Origin of the sequence: Rhizobium sp. WYCCWR 11146 (assembly GCF_013591995.1) — a bacterium.
Taxonomy (GTDB): Bacteria; Pseudomonadota; Alphaproteobacteria; order Rhizobiales; family Rhizobiaceae; genus Rhizobium; species Rhizobium indicum.
This window is the reverse complement of record NZ_JACCEY010000024.1, coordinates 799,567-818,137: the sequence shown is the minus strand read 5'-3', so window position 1 is coordinate 818,137 and position 18,571 is coordinate 799,567. Positions and strand designations below refer to the sequence as shown.

Here is an 18,571-nt window from a genome sequence, read left to right as displayed (position 1 = left end):
TCTCCCCGGCGCCAATCAAACGCGGGGAGTGTGACATTCCAACTTTGCAGAAACAGGACACTTTAACTTTGCGGCTACATACGTTAATCGCATAAGATAGATTATGGAACATAATGATGCTGTTTGATTACAATGGCATACCTTCCTCCTCCATCTCAGAGGCCCACTCTTTTGAAATAGGCCTGCTCGAATTTGCATCTTGACGATCCAGCACATCGACGAGTTGACCTGCAGACGTGCCCTCATAGAACAGCTGATCCCAGCCAACAAACTCTTCCGAAACCCGTGTCTCGGACGACGCGTGCTTGGCGATAACGTCCGGGTCAGAGTGTTGAGCATTGACGGGATTCGACGGGAAGCTCGCCGTTGCTATTCCTCAAGTGTCGGGATGACTTTCGATGGTCTTTGCAGCTCCGAGGCGGCAGCGGTTGCCGCTGAATCGGCGGGACCGCCGGAAACATGGACGGTCGGCGTTGCAAACTGGATGCCTTTTTCCGCGAATGTCTTCTTGAGCATGGCAAGCGCCTTTCGGCGAACCCCGAACTGTTCGCCGGGTTTCGTCATGAACTTCAGCCGTATCTGCACACCGTAGTCAGCCATCTGCTCGATCCCCTGCATTTTCAAGGGCTCGATGATGTTGGGCCCGAGTTCAGCATCCTCTAAAAGCTCAACGCCGATGCGCTTGATGGTCTTGCGGACCTCTTCAAGATCGCTGTCATAGTTCAGGGTGAGCGTAATGATGTCGATGACCCAGTCGCGGCTGAGGTTTTGCACCGCACCGAGTTCGCCGAAGGGAACGATGGTGACCGGACCGCGGTGATGGCGCAAGCGGATCGAACGCAGTGAGAAACCTTCGACCGTGCCTTTATATTTTGCCGCCTGGATGTATTCGCCGGTGCGAAAGGCATCGTCGAACAGATAGAAGACGCCGGAGATGATGTCCTTGACGAGTGTTTGGGCACCGAAGCCGACGGCTATGCCGACGACCCCGGCGCCCGCCAGCAGCGGTCCGATCTGAATGCCAACGGCATCCAGAATCATCAGGAAGCCGACGGCTCCGATCGCCAGGAACAGCACATTGCGAAGAATGGGAAGAAGGGTATTCAACCGCTGACGCCGGCGCGCGTCGGGTCCGTCCTGATGCCCTGCCTGCACGCTTCGCGACGCCACCGCCATCTGGCTGTCGATCAGCGTGCTTGCGAGCTTCCAGATAACGTCGGTCACCAGCAGCACGATAACGATCCGGATTCCTGCGCGGATCAAACGCGTGGTCACTGTTTCGGCTGCGGCGAGGTCACTGAGATTGACATTCCACGCGCGGGCAATGAGCAGCGCGCCGACCACGATGAGGCCGTTCCGCAGCGTTTGCATGATGACAACAGACCATCCGACGATGGCCGGATCCTCGACCGCCTGCCCCTCCCCGGATTGAATAATGCGACGAATGATATCACGAACCACCGAAACGGTAAGAGGCAGAAGCGTAATGATGATCACCGTCCAGAATGCCCCGTGGAGACCGGACACCCACAACAGCCACGATAGCAGGATGCTCGCGCTGAAGCCGACGCAGACCAGCCGGCCCACCGGCGGCCCGTCAGAACGAAAGTGCCGTAGCCAAATCATGACGATCAAAGCGATTGAAACGACACCGAGCCATGCTGCGGTAAAGAGATCGGCCAAGATCGGTGAAGCCCGGATCGTCCCTATCACTTCAATGGTGGCCCAGCCAGCCGCCAGCAGTGCGACGATTCCGAGGAGCCAGTAGTACCAGAACCAGGCAAGCGAGGTGACAAGAGTCAGAAGCCGCATGTGCGGCAGACGGGCGCCTGGCGCAATGACAATGCGGCCCACAAGCACACCAAGGCGCACCATGAGCGCAGCCGATAGCAGGATGAGCGCGATATCGCGAAACACGGCAGGCCATGGAAAGAGGATAAACGCGCCGAGGCTTCCGATCAGGTAACCGACCAACGCGAGAAGACCCATGGAAAGCCGGGCGGCGTGGAGCCTGATCCGCTGCCGGACGGTGTCGGCAGGCGCGTTCAGCACGAAATGGAGCAGCCCTCGCCCTGACCACCAGGCAAGGCGCTGCGCAACGAACCCGCCTGCGACGAAGAGTATGACCGCTAAGATCAGGCCGACCGGTTCGATACGATCATCCGTTTGGAAGACCCGGATCGCCGACTGGATCTGCCCGGGAAGGGTCGGAACGGCATCGACGAGTGTCAGCAACCTCTGGCGCAAATCCTGTAGTGACGTGGCAATCGACGGCGGTGCCGCCTCTTGCGAGACTGCAACCGGCTGCGCCGGTTCCTGATTGCCCGGAACGATTCGATTAACCAGCGCTCGTCCGGAATCATCATTCGGCAACTCGATAATAACCCGGATCGGCGCCGAGGAATTGGTCGGCTCAGCCGCCGAGGCGGGGTTTGTGCTCGCCAGCAGAAGCGTTGAAAATACCAGCGTCAGGAATGCGCACACTCTGCGGCGGGGATGACGGTCGTCGTTGATGCGCATGTAGCCGTGGCCCCCGCGACGGTGTCGTCGCTTTAGCTGGGTTGGTCGAAACTTCGGACTTTGTGAAGCGTTGCACGACCAACGTCAATCGACGAACCAGTCTCGGGGACGCAGACTGCGAACCGAAGGCCAGACGGCGTCAAGACCGCAAGCTTCTGAAGGCATCCCTGATCTCCTGGCTGAAAAGTTCTGGCTCCTCCCAGGCTGCGAAGTGACCGCCCTTGGAGACGCGGTTGTAGTAGACGAGCTTCGGATAGGCCTTCGACAGCCAGTGCTTTGGCGGCTTGTAAACCTCTCCGGGAAACACCGTGACGGCGACCGGGACTTTGACGGGCGTGAGTTTTGCGCCCGACATGGCATTCTCCCAATAGATGCGACCACTCGAAGGGCCAGTGTTCGTCAGCCAGTACAGCGTGATGTTGTCGAGGATGGCATCTTTGCCAAGAGCCTGTGCGGGATCGCCGCGTGTATACACCCAGTCGGCGATCTTGTCGTAAAGCCAGGCAGCCAAGCCGACCGGAGAATCCGCAATACCATAGCCGACCGTCTCCGGCCGCGTGCTCATGATCGCTGCGTAACCGAAGCCGTTGTTGAGGAAGTCCCGGGCCTCGTCGAAGACGACCTTCTCATCCGGAGACAAGCTATCAGGAGCCGGCTCTCCATTTTTAAGAGCCTGCGCTGCGTCCGCTGGGAAGGTCGTGGCACGCTCGACCCTGTTGACGTGGATCGCGAGCAGCCCATCGGGCGCCTGGCGACCCAAGGCGTCGCTGATGATCGCGCCCCAGTCGCCGCCTTGCGAGACATAGCGGTCATAGCCAAGCCGCTTCATCAGGACGTCCCAGGCAGCCGCTATCCGCTGGGGGTTCCAACCCGTTGCTGGCGGTTTCCCGGAAAAGCCAAATCCTGGAATCGAAGGGATCACCAGATGGAAGGCATCATCAGCCATGCCGCCATGCGCCGTCGGATCCGTGAGCGGCCCGATGACATCAAGCAGTTCGAAGACTGACCCTGGCCAGCCATGGGTCATGATCAGCGGCAGCGCGTTTTCGTGGCGGGAACGGACATGGACAAAATGGATGTCCAGTCCGTCGATATTGGTGAGAAACTGCGGAAATGCATTCAGCCTGCTCTCCGCCTTCCGCCAGTCATAGGACGACTGCCAGTAGCTCACCAGTTCCTTCAGCCTGTCGGGCTGCACACCCTGCGAGCGATCCACAACGGTTTCGCCGTCGGGCCATCGGGTCTCGGCAAGACGCCGCCTGAGGTCCGCGAGCGCCGCCTCGGAGACCTCAACCTTGAACGGTTGAATCTCCTCGGACGCGACGCCGACAACATCAGCGGCGCTGGACGTGCGCGGAAGGAGAACGGCGGTTATGCCGGCCGCGGCAAAGCCTGATAGCAGCGAGCGGCGCGATACGTCGCGGTGTTTCAAAACGTTCAGCATTGCCATGATGCCGTGTCCTTTCGTGATGTCGAGGAGAGGAAAAGATGCCCTGCCCGCTTCAATGCCGAAAATGTCAGGCCTCGTCCGCTCCGGAACGAAAGACCAGAAACTTGTTGCCTTCGGGATCGCGAAAATAGGCGCAGTAAGGACCCGTACCGTTCTCGCCACGCGGACCAGGAGCTCCTTCGTCCGAGCCACCCGCCGCCAATGCCGTTGCATGGGCTTCGTCAACCTTTGAACGGGACGGAGCTTCGAAAGCAATCATTCCACCGTTGCCGACGGTGGCAGGGCGGCCATCGAACGGCTTGATGATGCCGAATTCGAGCGTGCGATGACCGTAGTAGATGGCCCGGTTGGGCTGGACGAGGACTCGTCCGATCCCGAACACGGCCAGAAGCTTGTCGTAGAATACCGACGCGGCATTCAGATCATTGGTGCCGACAGTGGCGTGGCCCGGGAGGCTGCGGACCTTGTCGGGGGCGGCCGCAACCTGTCTGCTTTGGGTAATGTCGTTCATATCAGTTCTTCCTTATATTGTCGTGGTCGACGCTCTGCCTTCCGCACGCAAACGCCAACGAGCTGTCGCAAATCGGCGGCTGGTGGATATTTGGGCGGGTCGACGGCCGGCCGGCACCTCGGGAAATTGAGAGGCACCCTCTCGTTCAGCTGTCAGCCTTGGGCAGCCGGGTTGCCGCGCTGCCGCCGTAGAGAGGGTTCCTCTCACTTTCTCCGGCTACCGCGAGCTGACGCCATGCTCAATTATTTGTGCAGACAGCCGGCTTTTGGGCTTTGGCTGACCGCCGTTCAGAAAGGACATCCTATGTCTAAGGACAAAACCGTAAATGCTGCATCAGTCGCGGCAACTCCCGCTTCCCACTCGTCTGAAGCCTTCGCTTGTACGCAAGCCGCGCACGACGCCGTCGGCTTCATCGAGATCGACGAAGTCCTGACGCTGAGGAGGATGGCAATCCGCGCCCCCGCGCCAAAAGGCACCGTGCTTTTCCTCCATGGGTTTCCGGAAACACTGACGGTGTGGAACGGCATCGCGACAACGCTTGCTCACGACTACGACGTCCATGCCTTCGATTGGCCGGGCTACGGGCAGTCGTCGCGCCCGGCTTCGGAACGGTTTTCCTATGCGCCGAGGGCGTACTCCCAGGTGTTGAAGGCCTATATCGACCGGGCAGGCATCGACCGGTCGAAGCTCGTGATCTACGCGACTGACATCGGTGCCCTGCCCGTCCTGCTGCTTGCTCTCGACGAGCCGACGATCGCCAGGCAGATCATCGTCGGAGACTTCGCGCCGTTCGACCGGCCGCAATACATGTGGGAGAACCTGCAGAACCTCAAAGCCGAGCCGACCGCCTCGCCGACCCGTGCCTACATGAACAAGACAAGCGACGAGATCCTTCAGAACGTGCACAGGCGCGGCCTCTCGCCCGATGAGCGATTCGATCTGCCGGCTGACGTCCAGCAGGACATGACCCGTTCGTGGAGCCTTGACGGAATGACTTCAGCGGATGCCTTCGCCCACTACTACGCGAATTTCACCGGCGATCAGCATTATCTCGAGGCCAACCTCACCTGGCTGAAGACGCCCGTGAAGGTGATCTGGGGCGAGAAAGACATCTATATCACAAGCGAGATGGGCATCGAGTTCGCCGCCAAGATCGGTGCAAAAGTCGATATCCTCTCAGGTATCGGCCACTTCCCGCACCTTCAGAAACCGGAACAAACGATTGAAGAAATAGGCGCATCATTCAGATAACATTAGATTATCTTAGCGGATATTCCGCAGCTGCGGCAATGCCCAGTCGACGAAAGCGCGTACTTTCAACGCGAGAAGCCCCTGGCGCGAGTAGACGATATGAATGGGCTGTGGCGGCCCGTCGAAATCGCCAAGGATGGGGACGAGCGCGCCAGACGCCAGTTCGTCGGGAATCTGATAGTCGAACAGCCGCGCGATCCCCGCCCCGCCGACGGTCGCCGCAACGCAGTTTGCCGCGGTATTCACTTCCAGCCGGTTGCGGGGCACCGTCTCCATCGGTGTACCATCGACGTCGAATGTCCAGAAGAATGTTCGCTTGTTGAAGATGATCCCGTCGCGATCGATGAGATCGCCGGGACGCTCAGGTGTGCCATGGCGCTCGAGATAGACGGGGCTCGCGCAGGTCAGCAGGCGGAATTCGCCGATCTTCACGGCATGGAGGGCGCTGTCGGCGAGCTCGCCGAGACGGATCGCGATATCCACCTGCTCGGACACGAGATCGACCGTGCGGTCGAGCGACAGAAGGTTCAGCGACACCTCCCGGTATTTGTCCATGAAGCTCAGCGCAACGGGCAGCACGTAGCGGCTGCCGTATTCGATCGGCATCGTGATCGTCAGCACGCCTCTGGGCGTCTGGTATTCCCCGGACGCCCTTCGTTCGGCCTCCTCAAGATCCGCCATGATCTTTCGGGCGGCATCGACATAGTCGCGTCCGGCATCGGTGAGCTGCAGATTGCGGCTGGTGCGCACGATGAGGTTTGCCCCAAGATGTCGCTCAAGTTCGGCCACTTTTCGGCTAACGCTGGGCAATGGCGCGTTGAGCTTCCTGCTGCCGGCAGAGATGCTTCCGGCGTCGACCACGGCCAGTAACATACGCATCGCTTCGAGACGATCCATCGGACACCGCCAGTAAGATACCGCTTCTGTGCAATCCAGCCTAAGGCTTGGCTTTAGAGCATGATGCCGAAAACTGTGATCGGTTTCGGACGACATCATGCTCTAACTCTTTAACTTAGAACAGGATTCACATTTTAGGCCTACCCGGCCTAAAATCATCCTGTTCTAGTCAAGCAGCTTCCGTATGGCCATGATCCCTTTTGCAGCATCCGACCAGGATTGACGCCAGATCAAAATGCCGACGCTGAGGATGGTGGCAACAGCGAAGGGGATCGGCCCGAGAAACCAGAAGGCGGCTGCAAAGGTGAAGTAGTAAGATCGGACACCGACGCTGAACGATCGAAGCGCAGGGTTCAAAACGAGAGTCAGGGCGTTTGTCCAACCGGCGATGTCCCTGTCTTCATCCCGGGATGGGCTGGCCCCGATCGCCGCCAGACAGTAGTTGATCTGCCGGACCGCCCAGATGAAATCGGATAGTCCCCGCAGCAGCGTCGCCATGATCAGGAGGACTTTGCACTGGAAAAACCACGCTGGGTCCTGAGCCGCAAACATTGCGATCAGCCCGCCACCCGACCCATAGTTCGGCTCCATGAACAGCGCGCCGCTCAGGCCAACGATGACGATGAGATTGGCGGAGCCGAAGAAGGATGCCGAATTGATCGTGTGCCCGAGGATCGCGGCGTCGCCGATGAAGTTGTTGTCACGCGTCAGAACCTCGCGCATCCAGGCTGTGCGAATGCGCACCATATCGACGGAAAGGCTATCGTTCCTTCTCGGCCATCCCGCTGCCATCAAAGGCTCGACCGCCACCCAGACGAGAAGGAAGAAAACGATAGCCGCGACGTTCAGAAAATCCATGGTGCCCCCGAATTGAATCTGGATTTTCCTGAACACTACTTCGAGCTAACGGCAGCTCCAAGCGTATACGGTGGCGGTATCGCGGGCGTCGGCGGCGCTGACTACGCCCGCGACATTGGCCAAGGGAAAGAGTGCCCTTCTAATCGTGCCGCTTGGCTAGTAGAGCGCTGCCAAATCACGCCGGCCATCGACGACGTGAACGATCTCCACGATCTCGATGGGACCGTCATCCGTGTTGGGATGAGTTTGATAGAGGATCACATAGGGCGCCTCGACCAGCATGCGGGCGGCCGGATGGATCTCCGGATGACGCTGGCCCAGGCGCGGCTGCTCGATCAGCGACGTGGCCTTGATACGGAACCGCTGGAAATACCGCTCGGCCGCCTGGGGCTGCTCGCGGGCGATGTCGACGTAAATTTTCTTCGCGCCGGCACGGGCGGCGGGTGTCCAGATCAGCTTAGCGGGCATGCGAGGCGGTAGACTTGGCTTCCTGGCGCGCCTCTTCAAGCGCATCATCAAAGTCGGCCGGGATGGCCGTGCCACTCGCCTTGCCTTCGGACCACAGGGTCCGCAGACGCTGGATGTCGCCCTTGCGGGTTTCCCATTTGGCTGACCAGTCACGCATGGCTTCGCGGATTACTTCGCTGCTGCTGGCATAGGCACCGCTCTTGACCGCGTCGCGAAGCAGGTCCGCCTGCTGCGGCGTCATTGAGACGCTGATCTTTTCAACATTGGCCATGTGGCACCTCCAGACTCTTGTGGTGGTAAAGATTACCACCAGCCTGACAGTCTTGCCAAGCTTTTCGCGCATGAAAAACCTGGCGAGGTCCTCTACAGCGCCGCGAGGTAACGGGACACCGTCGAAGCCCGAAGCCGAATGTGTTCGATCGCCTGCTGCGGTGTCACGGCCAGGAAACCGATATGGTCGCGTGGGCGTAGCTGGACGAAGGCGTCCAGATCCGAATCCACCACCGTGGCGATCTTGGGATATCCTCCGGTCGTCTGGTGGTCGGCCAGCAGAATGGTGGGAACACCGTCTCCGGCGACCTGCACCGAGCCCCGCACGATCGCTTCCGACGGCATGTCCAACGCGACGCTTGGTGCAAGCGACGGACCTTGAAGACGTACACCCATGCGGTCATAGGCGTCGCTCAGGCGGAAGGGCGACGAAAGGAAATTCGACAAGGTTCCTTTCGAGAAGAACCGATCCTGTGGACCGACCACCACACGCAGCTCGGATCGCGGTCTTGCGATGACCGGACATGTAATCGGACCATGTCGATCGTCTCGCACTTCCGGGTCGGCGACGGTGATGGTCTGCCCGGCTGCAAGGCGCCCGCCGCCGAGGCCGGAGAGACTGTGCGTCGACATGCTGCCCAGCCAGGTCTTCGCCTCGATATGACCGGCGAAGGCCAGATACGTCCAGCTTCCCCAGTGTCCCGGACGAACTGCCAGTCGCTCGCCGGCCCTCAAGGTGGCGACCATCCATGCGCCGCGCTTGTCGCCGGCATGCTCTACGATGAATCCCCCTCCCGCGACGGCGAACGTAACCTCCCCCGACACGCAGTCGAGAACCAGGCCGCCCATGGAGACTTCGATTGCGGGCTGACAGGCAGGATTGCCGACGGCGACGTTGGCGGCGGCAAACGAGGTCCTGTCCATCGGACCGGAGGCCGGGACGCCGTAACGCATCAATCCGCGACGTCCTCCGTCCTGGACAGCGACGTGAGGGCCTGCGAAGTTGATTGCAAGGACCGCTTCGCTCATGCGAGGCACCTCGCGTCGAATTCGGCCCTCGATATGCGGCGGAAACGCACCGCGTCGCCGACGTCGAAGAGGAACGGACGGTCGTTGGACGCGGCGTCGAGGATCTTCGTCGGCGAGCGGCCGATGATCCACCAGCCGGTCGGCATGGTGAGCGTGCTCACCAGGCATTGCGGACCGGCAATCAGCACGCTTCCGGCGGCGATGCCGCGAATAGGCGCCGGCTTCCTCGGCTGCTGAATGGCTTTGGGCACGCCTGCGAGGTAAGCGTATCCTGGAGCGAAGCCGTACATGAAGACGCTGTAGTCGCCGGAGAGATGGGCGGATATAACGTCTTCCGGCGATAATCCGCTTGCCTCGGCGACGGCGGCAAGATCGGGCGCAAGATCAGGATCGTAGCAGACTTCGACTTCGCGCATCGCTCCGATCGTCTCTGGAACCTCAGCCCCCAGAAGCTCCTCAATGGCCGCCTCCGTTGTCCGGTGATCGGCCACGAGCGGATCGAAGCATACGAGAATGCTGGCATAGGCCGGAACGGCTTCGACGAATCCTTCAAAGGGTGCCGCCTTCAAGGCGGCATCCAGCTTGACGACCTGATCGTGGATCCATTTATCGATGGTCGCGCCGAATTCGACGAGCACCGCGTGCCCGCCCACCGGGCGGTAGGTCGGAACGCTGCCGGGCGATGCGGACGGGTCCTGTGGCACCTCAGTCGGCGCCTTCGATCAGAATGAAATCCGCATCCGCTGCCCGCGCGCAGGTCCCGTAGGCTTCCGGATCGGTGACGGTAACCTGGGCGATAAGATAGCCTTTGGCCATCACCTGTTTTCCTGTGTCGGCTGGAGGAATGGTGCCACCTCGATGCCTGCCTTTTGCAGTTCCTGGCGCACGTGGACGGCCATGGCGAGCGCTCCTGGGCTGTCCCCGTGAACGCAGATCGAATGCACATCGAGAGGGATCGGAACGCCGTCGACCGTCGGCATGAGGCCGCTGGACAGGTACCCGATCAATCTCGAAGCCGCCTCCGCGGGATCATCGATCATCGCTCCCGGCAAGTTGCGCGGAACGAGCCGACCCGTGGAGAGGTAGCCGCGGTCGGCAAAAATCTCGCTGAAGACGGTCATCCCGGCATCGCGGGCCGCATGCTCCAGCTCTGTCCCGGAGATCGCCAGTATGGCAAGTTCCGGCGAAACCGCTCGGGTTGCGCGTATGATGGCGTCGGCGACCGGCCGTTCGTCGGCCGCCCAATTGGCGAGTGCGCCGTGTGGTTTGACGTAGCGGACGCGGGCGCCCGCCAGAGCCGCAGCTCCCATCAGCGCGCCTGTCTGCGTCGCCACAAGCTGCTCCACTTCCCGGATGCTCAAGGGGATCAGACGTCGCCCGAAGCCCTCGCGATCTGCAAAGCCCGGATGGGCTCCGGCGACGACACCCCGTTCGCTTGCGAGCGCGAGCGTCTCCACCATGGTCGCGGGATCTCCGGCGTGCCCGCCGCATGCGATGTTCGCACTGGTAACGACGTCAAGGATCGCCTTGTCGTCGCCCATGCGCCAGGGTCCAAACGCCTCCCCCAGATCAGAATTGAGATCGATTTTCGTCATGATTTCCGTCAACCCTTCGCGCCGGTCTTGTCAGCTTCGTCGCATTCTGGAAAGTCGAAGCCGAGGTGGAGCACATCTTCGCCGTTCCCGTCAAGAAAACGACGCCGCTGGTTGCGCGCAACGAGCGTGTCTGGTGGTCGCAGGCCCGTGGATTGTCCTTGCAGTTGCGTCCGATGGAAACGTGGCTAAAATCGGGGGTGAAATGGTCGACCGCCCTGTCGCTGATCGAGCGCGTCGTATTCTTTCAAGAGCCAGGTGACCTAGCCACCCGGCAGCATTGGCGTGCAGACCGGGGATGCGGAATGAGTCTTGTCAACAGAGCTTTGGGAACGTCCGAATTTTCTTTTACCGAAGAGCCTGGCATTTTCACCTGGGACTTGGCGACCGACAAGGTTTATGCGGATTCGGCGCTGGCAAACCTCTTTGGGCTTGATCCCGAAGAGACTCTCACGGGGCTGCCGGTCATCAGATACCTCGACCGGATTCATCCGGACGACAAGCCATCCGTGGCCAAGGCAATTTCAGAATCGGTGATCACAGGAAATCCGTATCGCTGTGATTATCGGGTATTTGATCGAAGCGGGCAAATAGTCGGCGTCGCGGCCTTGGGCCGCTGCTTCAGGGATGAAGCCGGAAACCCGTCGCAATATGCGGGCATCGTCTTCCCGACGAATGATCACGGGGAGCAAGACGAATTGTCCGCTCATTGCAAAGCGGCACTGAAAATTGCGCGGTCATCCGGCCTGCGGACGACGGCCGATGCGCTTGAAGCGATCGTCAAGGAGCTTGCCAAGCCGATGCCTTCAGACGTCGCGCAGGTTCATTGATTCCTTCCAAAGCGTTGGTTGTGGCATCAGACTTTCGGTGGTGGCGATATTGCTGCTATCGGCGACGCGCCGCGCGCACTCTGAATTAGTGACAAAGGAGAGTGGGCATTTCGAGGTGGGTCAACAGCGACCGTGTCACCCCTCCCAAGAGGAATTCGCGTAGTCTCGAATGACCGAATGCGCCGGCGACGAGCAAATCTGCCTTGTGTTCCAGGGCGGCAGCTTGAATGACGCTGGCTGGCGAATCTCCCTTCGCTTGCACGGCTGCGACATCGACGGCAAGACCAGCCTTCCGAAGCGCAGCCGCAAGGTGATCTCGGCTGCGCTCGTCAATCTGCTTATCATCGGTGACGGAAATCAGGACGACACGCGGTACCCGTTCCAGCAAGAACCTGGCACCCGCCAGTGCCCGCGCGACGGTGGCTCCTCCATCCCAGGCGACGGCGACAGCATCGATCCGGCCGCAGAAATTATCCGGGGGGAAAAGCAGGAGCGGTCTCCCGCTTTCAAACAGCACGCTCTCGATCAGCTGCCTCATCAGCACAGATGCTTCCAAAATGGAAAGATCGTATACGCGCGACAACTCGGCAAGAGTTTGTGCGACAAATGGCTCCCTCGCATCGAATGGCTGGATCTCGACCTCGACCTCGGCTTTTTTCGCATAATCATGGAGCGTCTGCCCGAGAACGGTTCCATTGTCTTTACTCAATCGCTCCGCCTCCGCACGCATTTTGTCTACGTCAAGGAGTGATGGAAATCGCGGCTGAAAGGGTTCGATCCTGACCAGCGGTATACTTGCCGTCAACCCGGCCTTCTGGTGAAGGGAAACAGCGACAGCGTTCTGAAGGAGCGAGAAGGAGCTTGCGTCTGGATAGGTGGCCAGCGGTAAATGGAATTGTGCTTTCACGGCTGATGTCCTCCCGATGATTGGAGGTATCATAGCGCAGAGGTGTCTCCCGCGCTTTGACGAAGATCAAGGTCGCTCCACCGCGAAAGCGCGAGCGTGATATTGACCGTCCTCATCAGAAAGCAAGCGGAATTCGTTGGGCGAAGCGGCAACGATCTATGTTAAGCGATGAAATGCGAAGCGCGATTGAATATCAGCACTTCGCGGCGCAAACCCGTCCGGACGCCGCCGAGCAGCAGCTTGCGGATGAACAGCAATGGCATATACGGCGCAACTGCCTTCGATGAATCAGCTGGCGCGCTTGGACCCATCGGATGATGACATCATTGGTAACGACGGAAGCATTCCAGCGCCTCAGCCTGGCGCTTGCAATCGGCATCCTTGTCGGCATTGAGCGCGGCTGGCGGGATCGTGAGGCTGCGCCAGGCAAAAGAGTAGCCGGTATCCGCACCTATGGCCTGTCAAGTTTCCTTGGCGGTTTCTGCGGTTTCCTGCAGCCTGTGACAGGGCCGATTCTGCCGACAGCTATCTTTATATTCTTTTGCATCACGGTTCTCCTCTTCAGCCGCATGCAGGCGGCACAAGAAGAGGATTACAGCGCCACCGGCACCATTGCGGCCCTGGCGGTCTTTGCGCTGGGCTTTGGTGCGGTTGTGGCGGATATGACGGTAACGGCCGCAAGCGCTGTGGCAATAACCGCCCTTCTTGCAGCGCGGGAACCGTTGCATGGATTTCTTCGCCGATTGACCTGGCTTGAGCTCAGGGCCGCCCTGATCCTCTTGACGATGACCATCGTCATCCTCCCTATCCTTCCCAACAGGCCGATTGATCCTTGGCAGGCAATCAATCCTTTCGAGCTTTGGATGATGACGATCCTCGTGGGAGCCGTTTCCTTTGCCGGTTATATCCTGATCAAGCTGAGCGGCGCCCGAGCCGGAATATTGCTGACCGGGACCAGCGGTGGCATCGTCTCCTCGACGGCCCTGACGCTTTCCTTTGCCCGTCAATCGAAGCAGATGCCTGCCCTCTCGCCACTCCTCTCGGCGGGCGCAATGCTGGCGGGAGCCGTTTCTCTCGCCCGCGTGCTTTTGATTTGCAGCGTCATTGCACCAGCCATTTTCAGGGATCTTGCTCTATCCCTCGCTCCGGCTGCCGCTATCCTCGCCATAGCTGGCGGCTTCGCCGCATTGCTGCAACGCCCGGATGATAGCACCGATTTTTCACCCCGAAACCCGCTCGAGGTGATGGTCGTGCTGCGCTTCGCACTCGTTCTCGCCGTCGTGACAGTCCTAACGCGAATGACCTTGACCGTCTTTGGAACTCAGTCGCTGATCGCGCTTGCGTTCATCACAGGACTGGGCGATCTCGATGCGATAACGCTTGCCGTGGCGAAATTGCCATCCATCCAGGTGCCCGCGGATGCGGCCGCTCGCGCCATAGCGGTCGCCGCTTTCGCCAACTTTCTTGCAAAAGCCGTTCTTGCTGCAAGTATGGGGAGCATCGCCTATGCGGTTCGTTTCGCGATCGCCGGCGGTGTCGCGACTTTGGCCGGAATTGCTGGCCTGCTGCTAGCATGAGCGCTTGTTCGCATATCGATCACCGGCTCCATTCTCAAGCAGAAGGCGACCTATCAAGCGATTTGCCTTCGGTTCGTGGAACGATATTCGTCCGCATAGGCAGCCCCATCAACGATCATCACTGCCGTCTCACCTCCGAGAGATGACCAGCAAATCCGGCAAGCATGAGCTGAAATGAATAAATACTCTATCGAACTGGCCTAGACACGGCGATAGCGGAGCGCGTCCACGACGAGCGCAAACGCGGGCGTTAGCTGTCGGCGGCTGGGATAGTAGAGATGGTAGCCTGCAAACGGGGGCGACCAGTCCTCCAGCACGCTCATCAATCGTCCGTCTTTGACTGGCTTGTCGGCGTAATCACTTGTCACGTAGCCTATGCCAAAGCCATCAAGGGCCGCGGCAATGATCAATCTACCACTATTAAATGCCAACGACCCTTCTACCCGGACACGCAGCTCATGCCCGTCCTTCTCGAATTCCCAGGCGTATAGCCCGCCAAGGGAAGGCAGGCGCAGGTTGATGCACTCATGTTTCGCGAGATCGTGTGGGGTCAGCGGTGTCGGATTGCGGGCGAAATATGCGGGTGAAGCGACAGCCACCATGCGCATTTCCGGTCCGATGCGCACGGCGATCATGTCCTTATCGACGAGTTCGCCCAGACGAACGCCTGCGTCGTAACGACCAGCCACGATATCGGTGAGCCCGGACTCGGCGGTCAGCTCGATCTGAATGTCGGGATAATCTGCCAGCAACCGCTTTAACGCGGGCCAGAGAAGGGATTCGGCAACCTGGTCAGTGGCGTTGATCCGAACCGTTCCAGCGGGTTTCTCGCGGAACTCGGTCAGTGCCGCGAGCCTGTCGTCGATATCGTCGAAGGCGGGGCGCAACGTTTCGAGAAGACGCTCTCCCGCCTCGGTCGGCGCAACGCTTCGGGTCGAGCGAGTCAGCAATCTAAGGCCGAGGCGCGTCTCTAGGCGCCGTATCGTCTGGCTGAGCGTGGACTGAGACGTGCCCAGCTTCGCCGCCGCCCGTGTGAAACTGCGCTCTTCCGCAACCACCATGAAGGCATTCAGTTCTCCAAAATCCTGCCGCCGCATTTATCCACTCCTGACATAGGCCCATTCCGATTATAGCGACTAATCAACAATCAGCCATTGGCCTATCTTCATCTCAGCACAAAAGGTTCTGCTGCCAAAATGGCGGCAAGGATTTGCGGGCGGCTTAATCCGTCCGAAACGGCGATCGGAGAGTTCAATGGAAAAGCGCAACCTCGGGAAACTAAAGGTTTCCGCACTCGGTTTCGGCTGCATGGGGTTGAACACCACCTATGGTCAGCCGCTCAATCACGTCGATGGCGTTCGGATGATCCACGCAGCCGTCGAAAGTGGCATTACCTTTTTCGACACCGCCGAAGTCTACGGCCCCTACATCAACGAAAAATTGGTCGGCGACGCCCTTGCTCCCTTCCGGGACCAAGTGATCATCGCCACCAAGTTCGGTTTCGGCCTGAACCCTGACGGTGGACGCACAGGCCTGGACAGCCGCCCGAAGACAATTCGAAAGTCTGTCGACGGCTCGCTGTCCCGCCTGAAGGTGGACGCGATCGACCTTCTCTACCAGCACCGCGTCGATCCCACCGTGCCGATCGAAGATGTCGCCGGCGAGGTGGGACGGCTTATCGCAGAGGGCAAGGTCAAACATTGGGGTCTTTCGGAAGCCAATGCGTCGACAATCCGCCGTGCCCACACCGTACAGGCGCTCGCCGCCATACAGAGCGAGTACTCGCTTTGGACAAGGGATGTCGAGCAGAATGGCATTCTAACCGCCTGCGAGGAACTGGGCATCGGATTTGTGCCGTGGAGCCCTCTCGGTGCAGGTTTCCTCACCGGTGCGATCACCGCCGAGACCAAGATCGCCCCGACCGATTTCCGTGCCAACGGACCCCGCTTTTCGCCAGAGGCTCGTGCCGCCAACATGGCTTTGGTGGATGTCTTAAAGCGGATCGCCGATGGCAAGGGGGCGACGCCTGCCCAACTCGCCCTCGCATGGCTTCTCGTTCAGAAGCCCTGGATCGCGCCGATCCCCGGCACCACGAAACTACACCGTCTCAAAGAAAATCTCGGAGCCACTGAGGTCGTGCTGACCCCAATCGACCGGCAGGCCATCGAGGAAGCGTTGTCCCGGATTTCCATCCAAGGCCAGCGGCTCCACGAGGGTGCCCTCCGCATGATCGACGCCTGAACAGGACGACCATTTTAAACAAGGATGCCCCTTTTTCCGCATCGACCCTAGAGGATTACGAACATGCCGGACCGCTGTGTTGACTTGAACAGGAGACACCTGCTCGGGGTTTCGGCTCTGGCGTTAACTGGCGCGGCCGCTGTGGCGATGGAACGTAAGCTTGCGGCGATCATGGCCGGAGACATTGTTGGCTACAGTCGTCTCATGGCTGAAAACGAGGCGACAACTTACGCAGAGCTCCGCTCTGTATTCGACGACCTGATCGAACCGACTGTCAGCCAACATGGCGGACGAACGTTCAAAAGCACTGGCGACGGTTTTCTCGCAACCTTCCCCAGTGTCAACGACGCGCTGGATGCGGCAGTAGAGATCCAGAACGGCTTCGAGAACCAACGATTCGAGTTCCGGATCGGCGTCAATCTCGGCGATGTCATTGAGGACAATGGCGACATTTATGGCGACGGCGTCAACGTGGCTTCCCGGCTCGAAGCCATGGCCGACCCGGGTAGCATTTTTGTCAGTAACGCGGTGGTGTTGAGCGCCGACCGCAGCCGCGGCAAGAGCTTTTCCCATATTGGGCGCCGAACGGCGAAGAACATTCCCGAACGCCTCGACGTCTACGCCGTCAAACGACCGAGCCGGCGAAATCGACGTTGGAGCCGCGTGCGTTCCTTCGTGCCCCACGTGGGCGTTCGGCTCGCCTATGGGGTCGGGGCAATTTCGCTCGGGATCGGACTTTCGCTTCAGCCAATTCCACTGTCTGCGATGATCGCCGGGATACCGTCCGACTTTACCATGCTAGCGAACGCGGAAAGAATCGATCCGCGACCGTCCGTAGCGGTGATGCCTTTCGACAATATGAGTGGCGACCCCGCGCAGGCCTACTTTGCCGATGGCCTTACCGAGGACATTACGACCCAGCTTGCGCGCAATCCTGATCTCCAGGTGATCGACCCGGACTCTACATCTGCAGTGCGGGATGATGCGGGTAACATTCGAACGATTGGTGACCGCTTGAATGTTGCCTATGTAGTCGATGGAAGCGCGCGTCGTGTCGGTGATCAGCTTCGTATCGCCGCGCAGCTGATCGACGTGAAAAGCGGAGCGCATCTCTGGACACAAAGTTATGACCGGAATGTCGAGGATATTTTCTCCGTTGAAAGCGAACTGACATCCCAGATCGTCGCCAGTCTCGTGTCTTATGTCGGCAGAACGGAGCAAGAAGTGGCGATCCGGCGCCCGACGAAGAACCTGCAGGCCTACGATCTTGTCCTGCAGGCCCGAAATCGGTTCAAGCACGACGCGAAGGATATCGAGGGACTCCTGGCCGCACGCGGACTTTACCAGAAGGCGCTGGAACTGGACCCGTCCTATGCGGTCGCGCGCGCCAGCCTCGGTATGACGTACATCTTCGACATGACGCAACGGGTCACCGGTCGGGCGACGGAAAGAGACGTGGAAATCGGTTTGAGCGAGGCGCGCCAGTCTATCCGCCTCGACCCAAATCTGGCGATCGGTTACCAGGTGCTCAGCTTCGGCCTGTCCGCCGCCGGCGACTATCCCGGCGCGCTACAGGCCGCGAAACGATCCGTGGAGCTCAACCCGAACGCCCCAGATAGCCTAATGGCGCTAGCCAAGGCACAAGTTCGATTTGGAGACTATGCGGCTGCTGTTTCGAATGCCGAGCGCGCGCGCCGCCTTCATCCAATTGCCCCCGAATATTATGCTTACGTGCATGGGCAGGCTCTCTACGCGGCGGGTCGCCGCGACGAGGCAGCAAATGTCATCCGCGAATGCCTGATCCGGTCGCCGCAAGACGCAAATTGCTTGTTAATCCAAACCGCGCTGCAGGCTGCGAGGGACGATCTGGGCGATGCCCAAACGACGATGGCCGACCTTGTCAGGGAAAATCCCGAGTTTTCGCTAAAATCGGAACGCGACTATCGCCGGTTTGGAGATTCCCCCTTAATGCGGCAGTTTCTCGCGGACCTGGAGCGCGCTAAGGCCCCAGACACAGCCGTATAGGGTCATTCCAAAGATCGTCGCGCATGAAAACGTTGAAGGAGCGGTGCCGCCGGAGTGCCGTATCAATATCTGAGGTCCGGCTCAAGCAGCACATCATCTTTACTGTCGGGGGAATGCCCGTTCAGGGACATCGCCTTCACAAGGC

18 protein-coding genes are annotated in these 18,571 nt (G+C 59.8%); 6 read left to right on the top strand and 12 right to left on the bottom strand.

The window, feature by feature from the left end:
• Positions 1 to 369: 369 nt before the first annotated feature.
• From HX899_RS23750 to HX899_RS23740, 3 genes are all read right to left on the bottom strand, one after another.
• Complete coding sequence (locus tag HX899_RS23750) at positions 370 to 2,520, bottom strand: mechanosensitive ion channel domain-containing protein (RefSeq protein WP_181293532.1); 2,151 nt, start codon at positions 2,518 to 2,520, stop codon at positions 370 to 372.
• Positions 2,521 to 2,659: 139 nt separating this feature from the next.
• Complete coding sequence (locus tag HX899_RS23745) at positions 2,660 to 3,970, bottom strand: epoxide hydrolase family protein (RefSeq protein WP_171598768.1); 1,311 nt, start codon at positions 3,968 to 3,970, stop codon at positions 2,660 to 2,662.
• Positions 3,971 to 4,037: 67 nt separating this feature from the next.
• Positions 4,038 to 4,481 carry a VOC family protein gene (locus tag HX899_RS23740; RefSeq protein WP_138329440.1) on the bottom strand — a complete coding sequence of 148 codons (444 nt, stop codon included), beginning with the start codon at positions 4,479 to 4,481 and terminating at the stop codon, positions 4,038 to 4,040.
• A gap of 303 nt (positions 4,482 to 4,784) precedes the next feature.
• On the opposite strand from HX899_RS23740, the gene HX899_RS23735 reads away from it, so the two are divergent.
• A complete protein-coding gene (locus HX899_RS23735) occupies positions 4,785 to 5,732 on the top strand; it encodes an alpha/beta fold hydrolase (protein WP_171598767.1) in 948 nt (315 codons plus the stop codon).
• 12 nt (positions 5,733 to 5,744) lie between these two features.
• On the opposite strand, the gene HX899_RS23730 is transcribed toward HX899_RS23735, so the two are convergent.
• The 7 genes from HX899_RS23730 to HX899_RS23700 form a co-directional block, all read right to left on the bottom strand.
• Positions 5,745 to 6,629, bottom strand: a complete 885-nt coding sequence (locus HX899_RS23730) for a LysR family transcriptional regulator (protein WP_138329438.1) — start codon at positions 6,627 to 6,629, stop codon at positions 5,745 to 5,747.
• Positions 6,630 to 6,794: 165 nt separating this feature from the next.
• Entirely contained in the window at positions 6,795 to 7,487 is a 693-nt protein-coding gene (locus HX899_RS23725) for a DUF599 domain-containing protein (protein WP_130818071.1), read from the bottom strand.
• 156 nt (positions 7,488 to 7,643) lie between these two features.
• Positions 7,644 to 7,955 (bottom strand): type II toxin-antitoxin system RelE/ParE family toxin, encoded by a 312-nt coding sequence (locus HX899_RS23720; RefSeq protein ID WP_138389161.1) that lies wholly within the window; start codon positions 7,953 to 7,955, stop codon positions 7,644 to 7,646.
• The gene (locus HX899_RS23715; RefSeq protein ID WP_138329435.1) at positions 7,945 to 8,226 is read right to left on the bottom strand and encodes a type II toxin-antitoxin system ParD family antitoxin; all 282 of its coding nucleotides are present in this window, start codon (positions 8,224 to 8,226) and stop codon (positions 7,945 to 7,947) included. Before HX899_RS23715 ends, HX899_RS23720 begins: the two co-directional genes overlap by 11 nt.
• A gap of 92 nt (positions 8,227 to 8,318) precedes the next feature.
• Complete coding sequence (locus tag HX899_RS23710) at positions 8,319 to 9,263, bottom strand: biotin-dependent carboxyltransferase family protein (protein WP_138389160.1); 945 nt, start codon at positions 9,261 to 9,263, stop codon at positions 8,319 to 8,321.
• A complete protein-coding gene (locus HX899_RS23705) occupies positions 9,251 to 9,958 on the bottom strand; it encodes an allophanate hydrolase subunit 1 (RefSeq protein ID WP_173883524.1) in 708 nt (235 codons plus the stop codon). Before HX899_RS23705 ends, HX899_RS23710 begins: the two co-directional genes overlap by 13 nt.
• Positions 9,959 to 10,069: 111 nt before the next feature.
• Positions 10,070 to 10,849: a LamB/YcsF family protein gene (locus HX899_RS23700; RefSeq protein ID WP_138389159.1), complete on the bottom strand. Its 780-nt coding sequence runs from the start codon at positions 10,847 to 10,849 to the stop codon at positions 10,070 to 10,072.
• Between the two features lie 302 nt (positions 10,850 to 11,151).
• Here HX899_RS23700 and HX899_RS23695 point away from each other — a divergent pair, with 302 nt between their 5' ends.
• Positions 11,152 to 11,676, top strand: a complete 525-nt coding sequence (locus HX899_RS23695) for a PAS domain-containing protein (protein WP_138330047.1) — start codon at positions 11,152 to 11,154, stop codon at positions 11,674 to 11,676.
• Positions 11,677 to 11,761: 85 nt separating this feature from the next.
• Here the strand turns inward: HX899_RS23695 and HX899_RS23690 are convergent, their stop codons facing one another.
• Positions 11,762 to 12,583, bottom strand: coding sequence for a universal stress protein (locus HX899_RS23690; RefSeq protein ID WP_181293531.1), 822 nt, complete (start codon positions 12,581 to 12,583; stop codon positions 11,762 to 11,764).
• Between the two features lie 56 nt (positions 12,584 to 12,639).
• Between HX899_RS23690 and HX899_RS23685 the strand changes: the two genes are divergently transcribed.
• Both HX899_RS23685 and HX899_RS23680 read left to right on the top strand, forming a co-directional pair.
• Complete coding sequence (locus HX899_RS23685) at positions 12,640 to 12,870, top strand: hypothetical protein (RefSeq protein WP_181293530.1); 231 nt, start codon at positions 12,640 to 12,642, stop codon at positions 12,868 to 12,870.
• Positions 12,871 to 12,897: 27 nt separating this feature from the next.
• A complete protein-coding gene (locus tag HX899_RS23680; RefSeq protein WP_138329431.1) occupies positions 12,898 to 14,160 on the top strand; it encodes a DUF4010 domain-containing protein in 1,263 nt (420 codons plus the stop codon).
• A 200-nt stretch (positions 14,161 to 14,360) separates the two neighbouring features.
• Here the strand turns inward: HX899_RS23680 and HX899_RS23675 are convergent, their stop codons facing one another.
• Positions 14,361 to 15,257, bottom strand: coding sequence for a LysR family transcriptional regulator (locus tag HX899_RS23675; RefSeq protein WP_138329430.1), 897 nt, complete (start codon positions 15,255 to 15,257; stop codon positions 14,361 to 14,363).
• Positions 15,258 to 15,414: 157 nt separating this feature from the next.
• Between HX899_RS23675 and HX899_RS23670 the strand changes: the two genes are divergently transcribed.
• Together HX899_RS23670 and HX899_RS23665 are read left to right on the top strand one after the other, a co-directional pair.
• A complete protein-coding gene (locus HX899_RS23670) occupies positions 15,415 to 16,401 on the top strand; it encodes an aldo/keto reductase (RefSeq protein WP_138329429.1) in 987 nt (328 codons plus the stop codon).
• Between the two features lie 147 nt (positions 16,402 to 16,548).
• Entirely contained in the window at positions 16,549 to 18,426 is a 1,878-nt protein-coding gene (locus HX899_RS23665) for an adenylate/guanylate cyclase domain-containing protein (RefSeq protein ID WP_180194356.1), read from the top strand.
• The last annotated feature ends 145 nt before the right edge of the window (positions 18,427 to 18,571 follow it).

What these genes read in the sequence shown, in the direction of transcription:
- HX899_RS23750 (WP_181293532.1), bottom strand. Translation starts at nt 2,520, where the DNA reads ATGCGCATCAACGACGACCGTCATCCCCGCCGCAGAGTGTGCGCATTC.
- HX899_RS23680 (WP_138329431.1), top strand. Translation starts at nt 12,898, where the DNA reads ATGATGACATCATTGGTAACGACGGAAGCATTCCAGCGCCTCAGCCTG.
- HX899_RS23725 (WP_130818071.1), bottom strand. Translation starts at nt 7,487, where the DNA reads ATGGATTTTCTGAACGTCGCGGCTATCGTTTTCTTCCTTCTCGTCTGG.
- HX899_RS23740 (WP_138329440.1), bottom strand. Translation starts at nt 4,481, where the DNA reads ATGAACGACATTACCCAAAGCAGACAGGTTGCGGCCGCCCCCGACAAG.
- HX899_RS23745 (WP_171598768.1), bottom strand. Translation starts at nt 3,970, where the DNA reads ATGGCAATGCTGAACGTTTTGAAACACCGCGACGTATCGCGCCGCTCG.
- HX899_RS23695 (WP_138330047.1), top strand. Translation starts at nt 11,152, where the DNA reads ATGAGTCTTGTCAACAGAGCTTTGGGAACGTCCGAATTTTCTTTTACC.
- HX899_RS23700 (WP_138389159.1), bottom strand. Translation starts at nt 10,849, where the DNA reads ATGACGAAAATCGATCTCAATTCTGATCTGGGGGAGGCGTTTGGACCC.
- HX899_RS23670 (WP_138329429.1), top strand. Translation starts at nt 15,415, where the DNA reads ATGGAAAAGCGCAACCTCGGGAAACTAAAGGTTTCCGCACTCGGTTTC.
- HX899_RS23735 (WP_171598767.1), top strand. Translation starts at nt 4,785, where the DNA reads ATGTCTAAGGACAAAACCGTAAATGCTGCATCAGTCGCGGCAACTCCC.
- HX899_RS23730 (WP_138329438.1), bottom strand. Translation starts at nt 6,629, where the DNA reads ATGGATCGTCTCGAAGCGATGCGTATGTTACTGGCCGTGGTCGACGCC.
- HX899_RS23675 (WP_138329430.1), bottom strand. Translation starts at nt 15,257, where the DNA reads ATGCGGCGGCAGGATTTTGGAGAACTGAATGCCTTCATGGTGGTTGCG.
- HX899_RS23720 (WP_138389161.1), bottom strand. Translation starts at nt 7,955, where the DNA reads ATGCCCGCTAAGCTGATCTGGACACCCGCCGCCCGTGCCGGCGCGAAG.
- HX899_RS23665 (WP_180194356.1), top strand. Translation starts at nt 16,549, where the DNA reads ATGGAACGTAAGCTTGCGGCGATCATGGCCGGAGACATTGTTGGCTAC.
- HX899_RS23715 (WP_138329435.1), bottom strand. Translation starts at nt 8,226, where the DNA reads ATGGCCAATGTTGAAAAGATCAGCGTCTCAATGACGCCGCAGCAGGCG.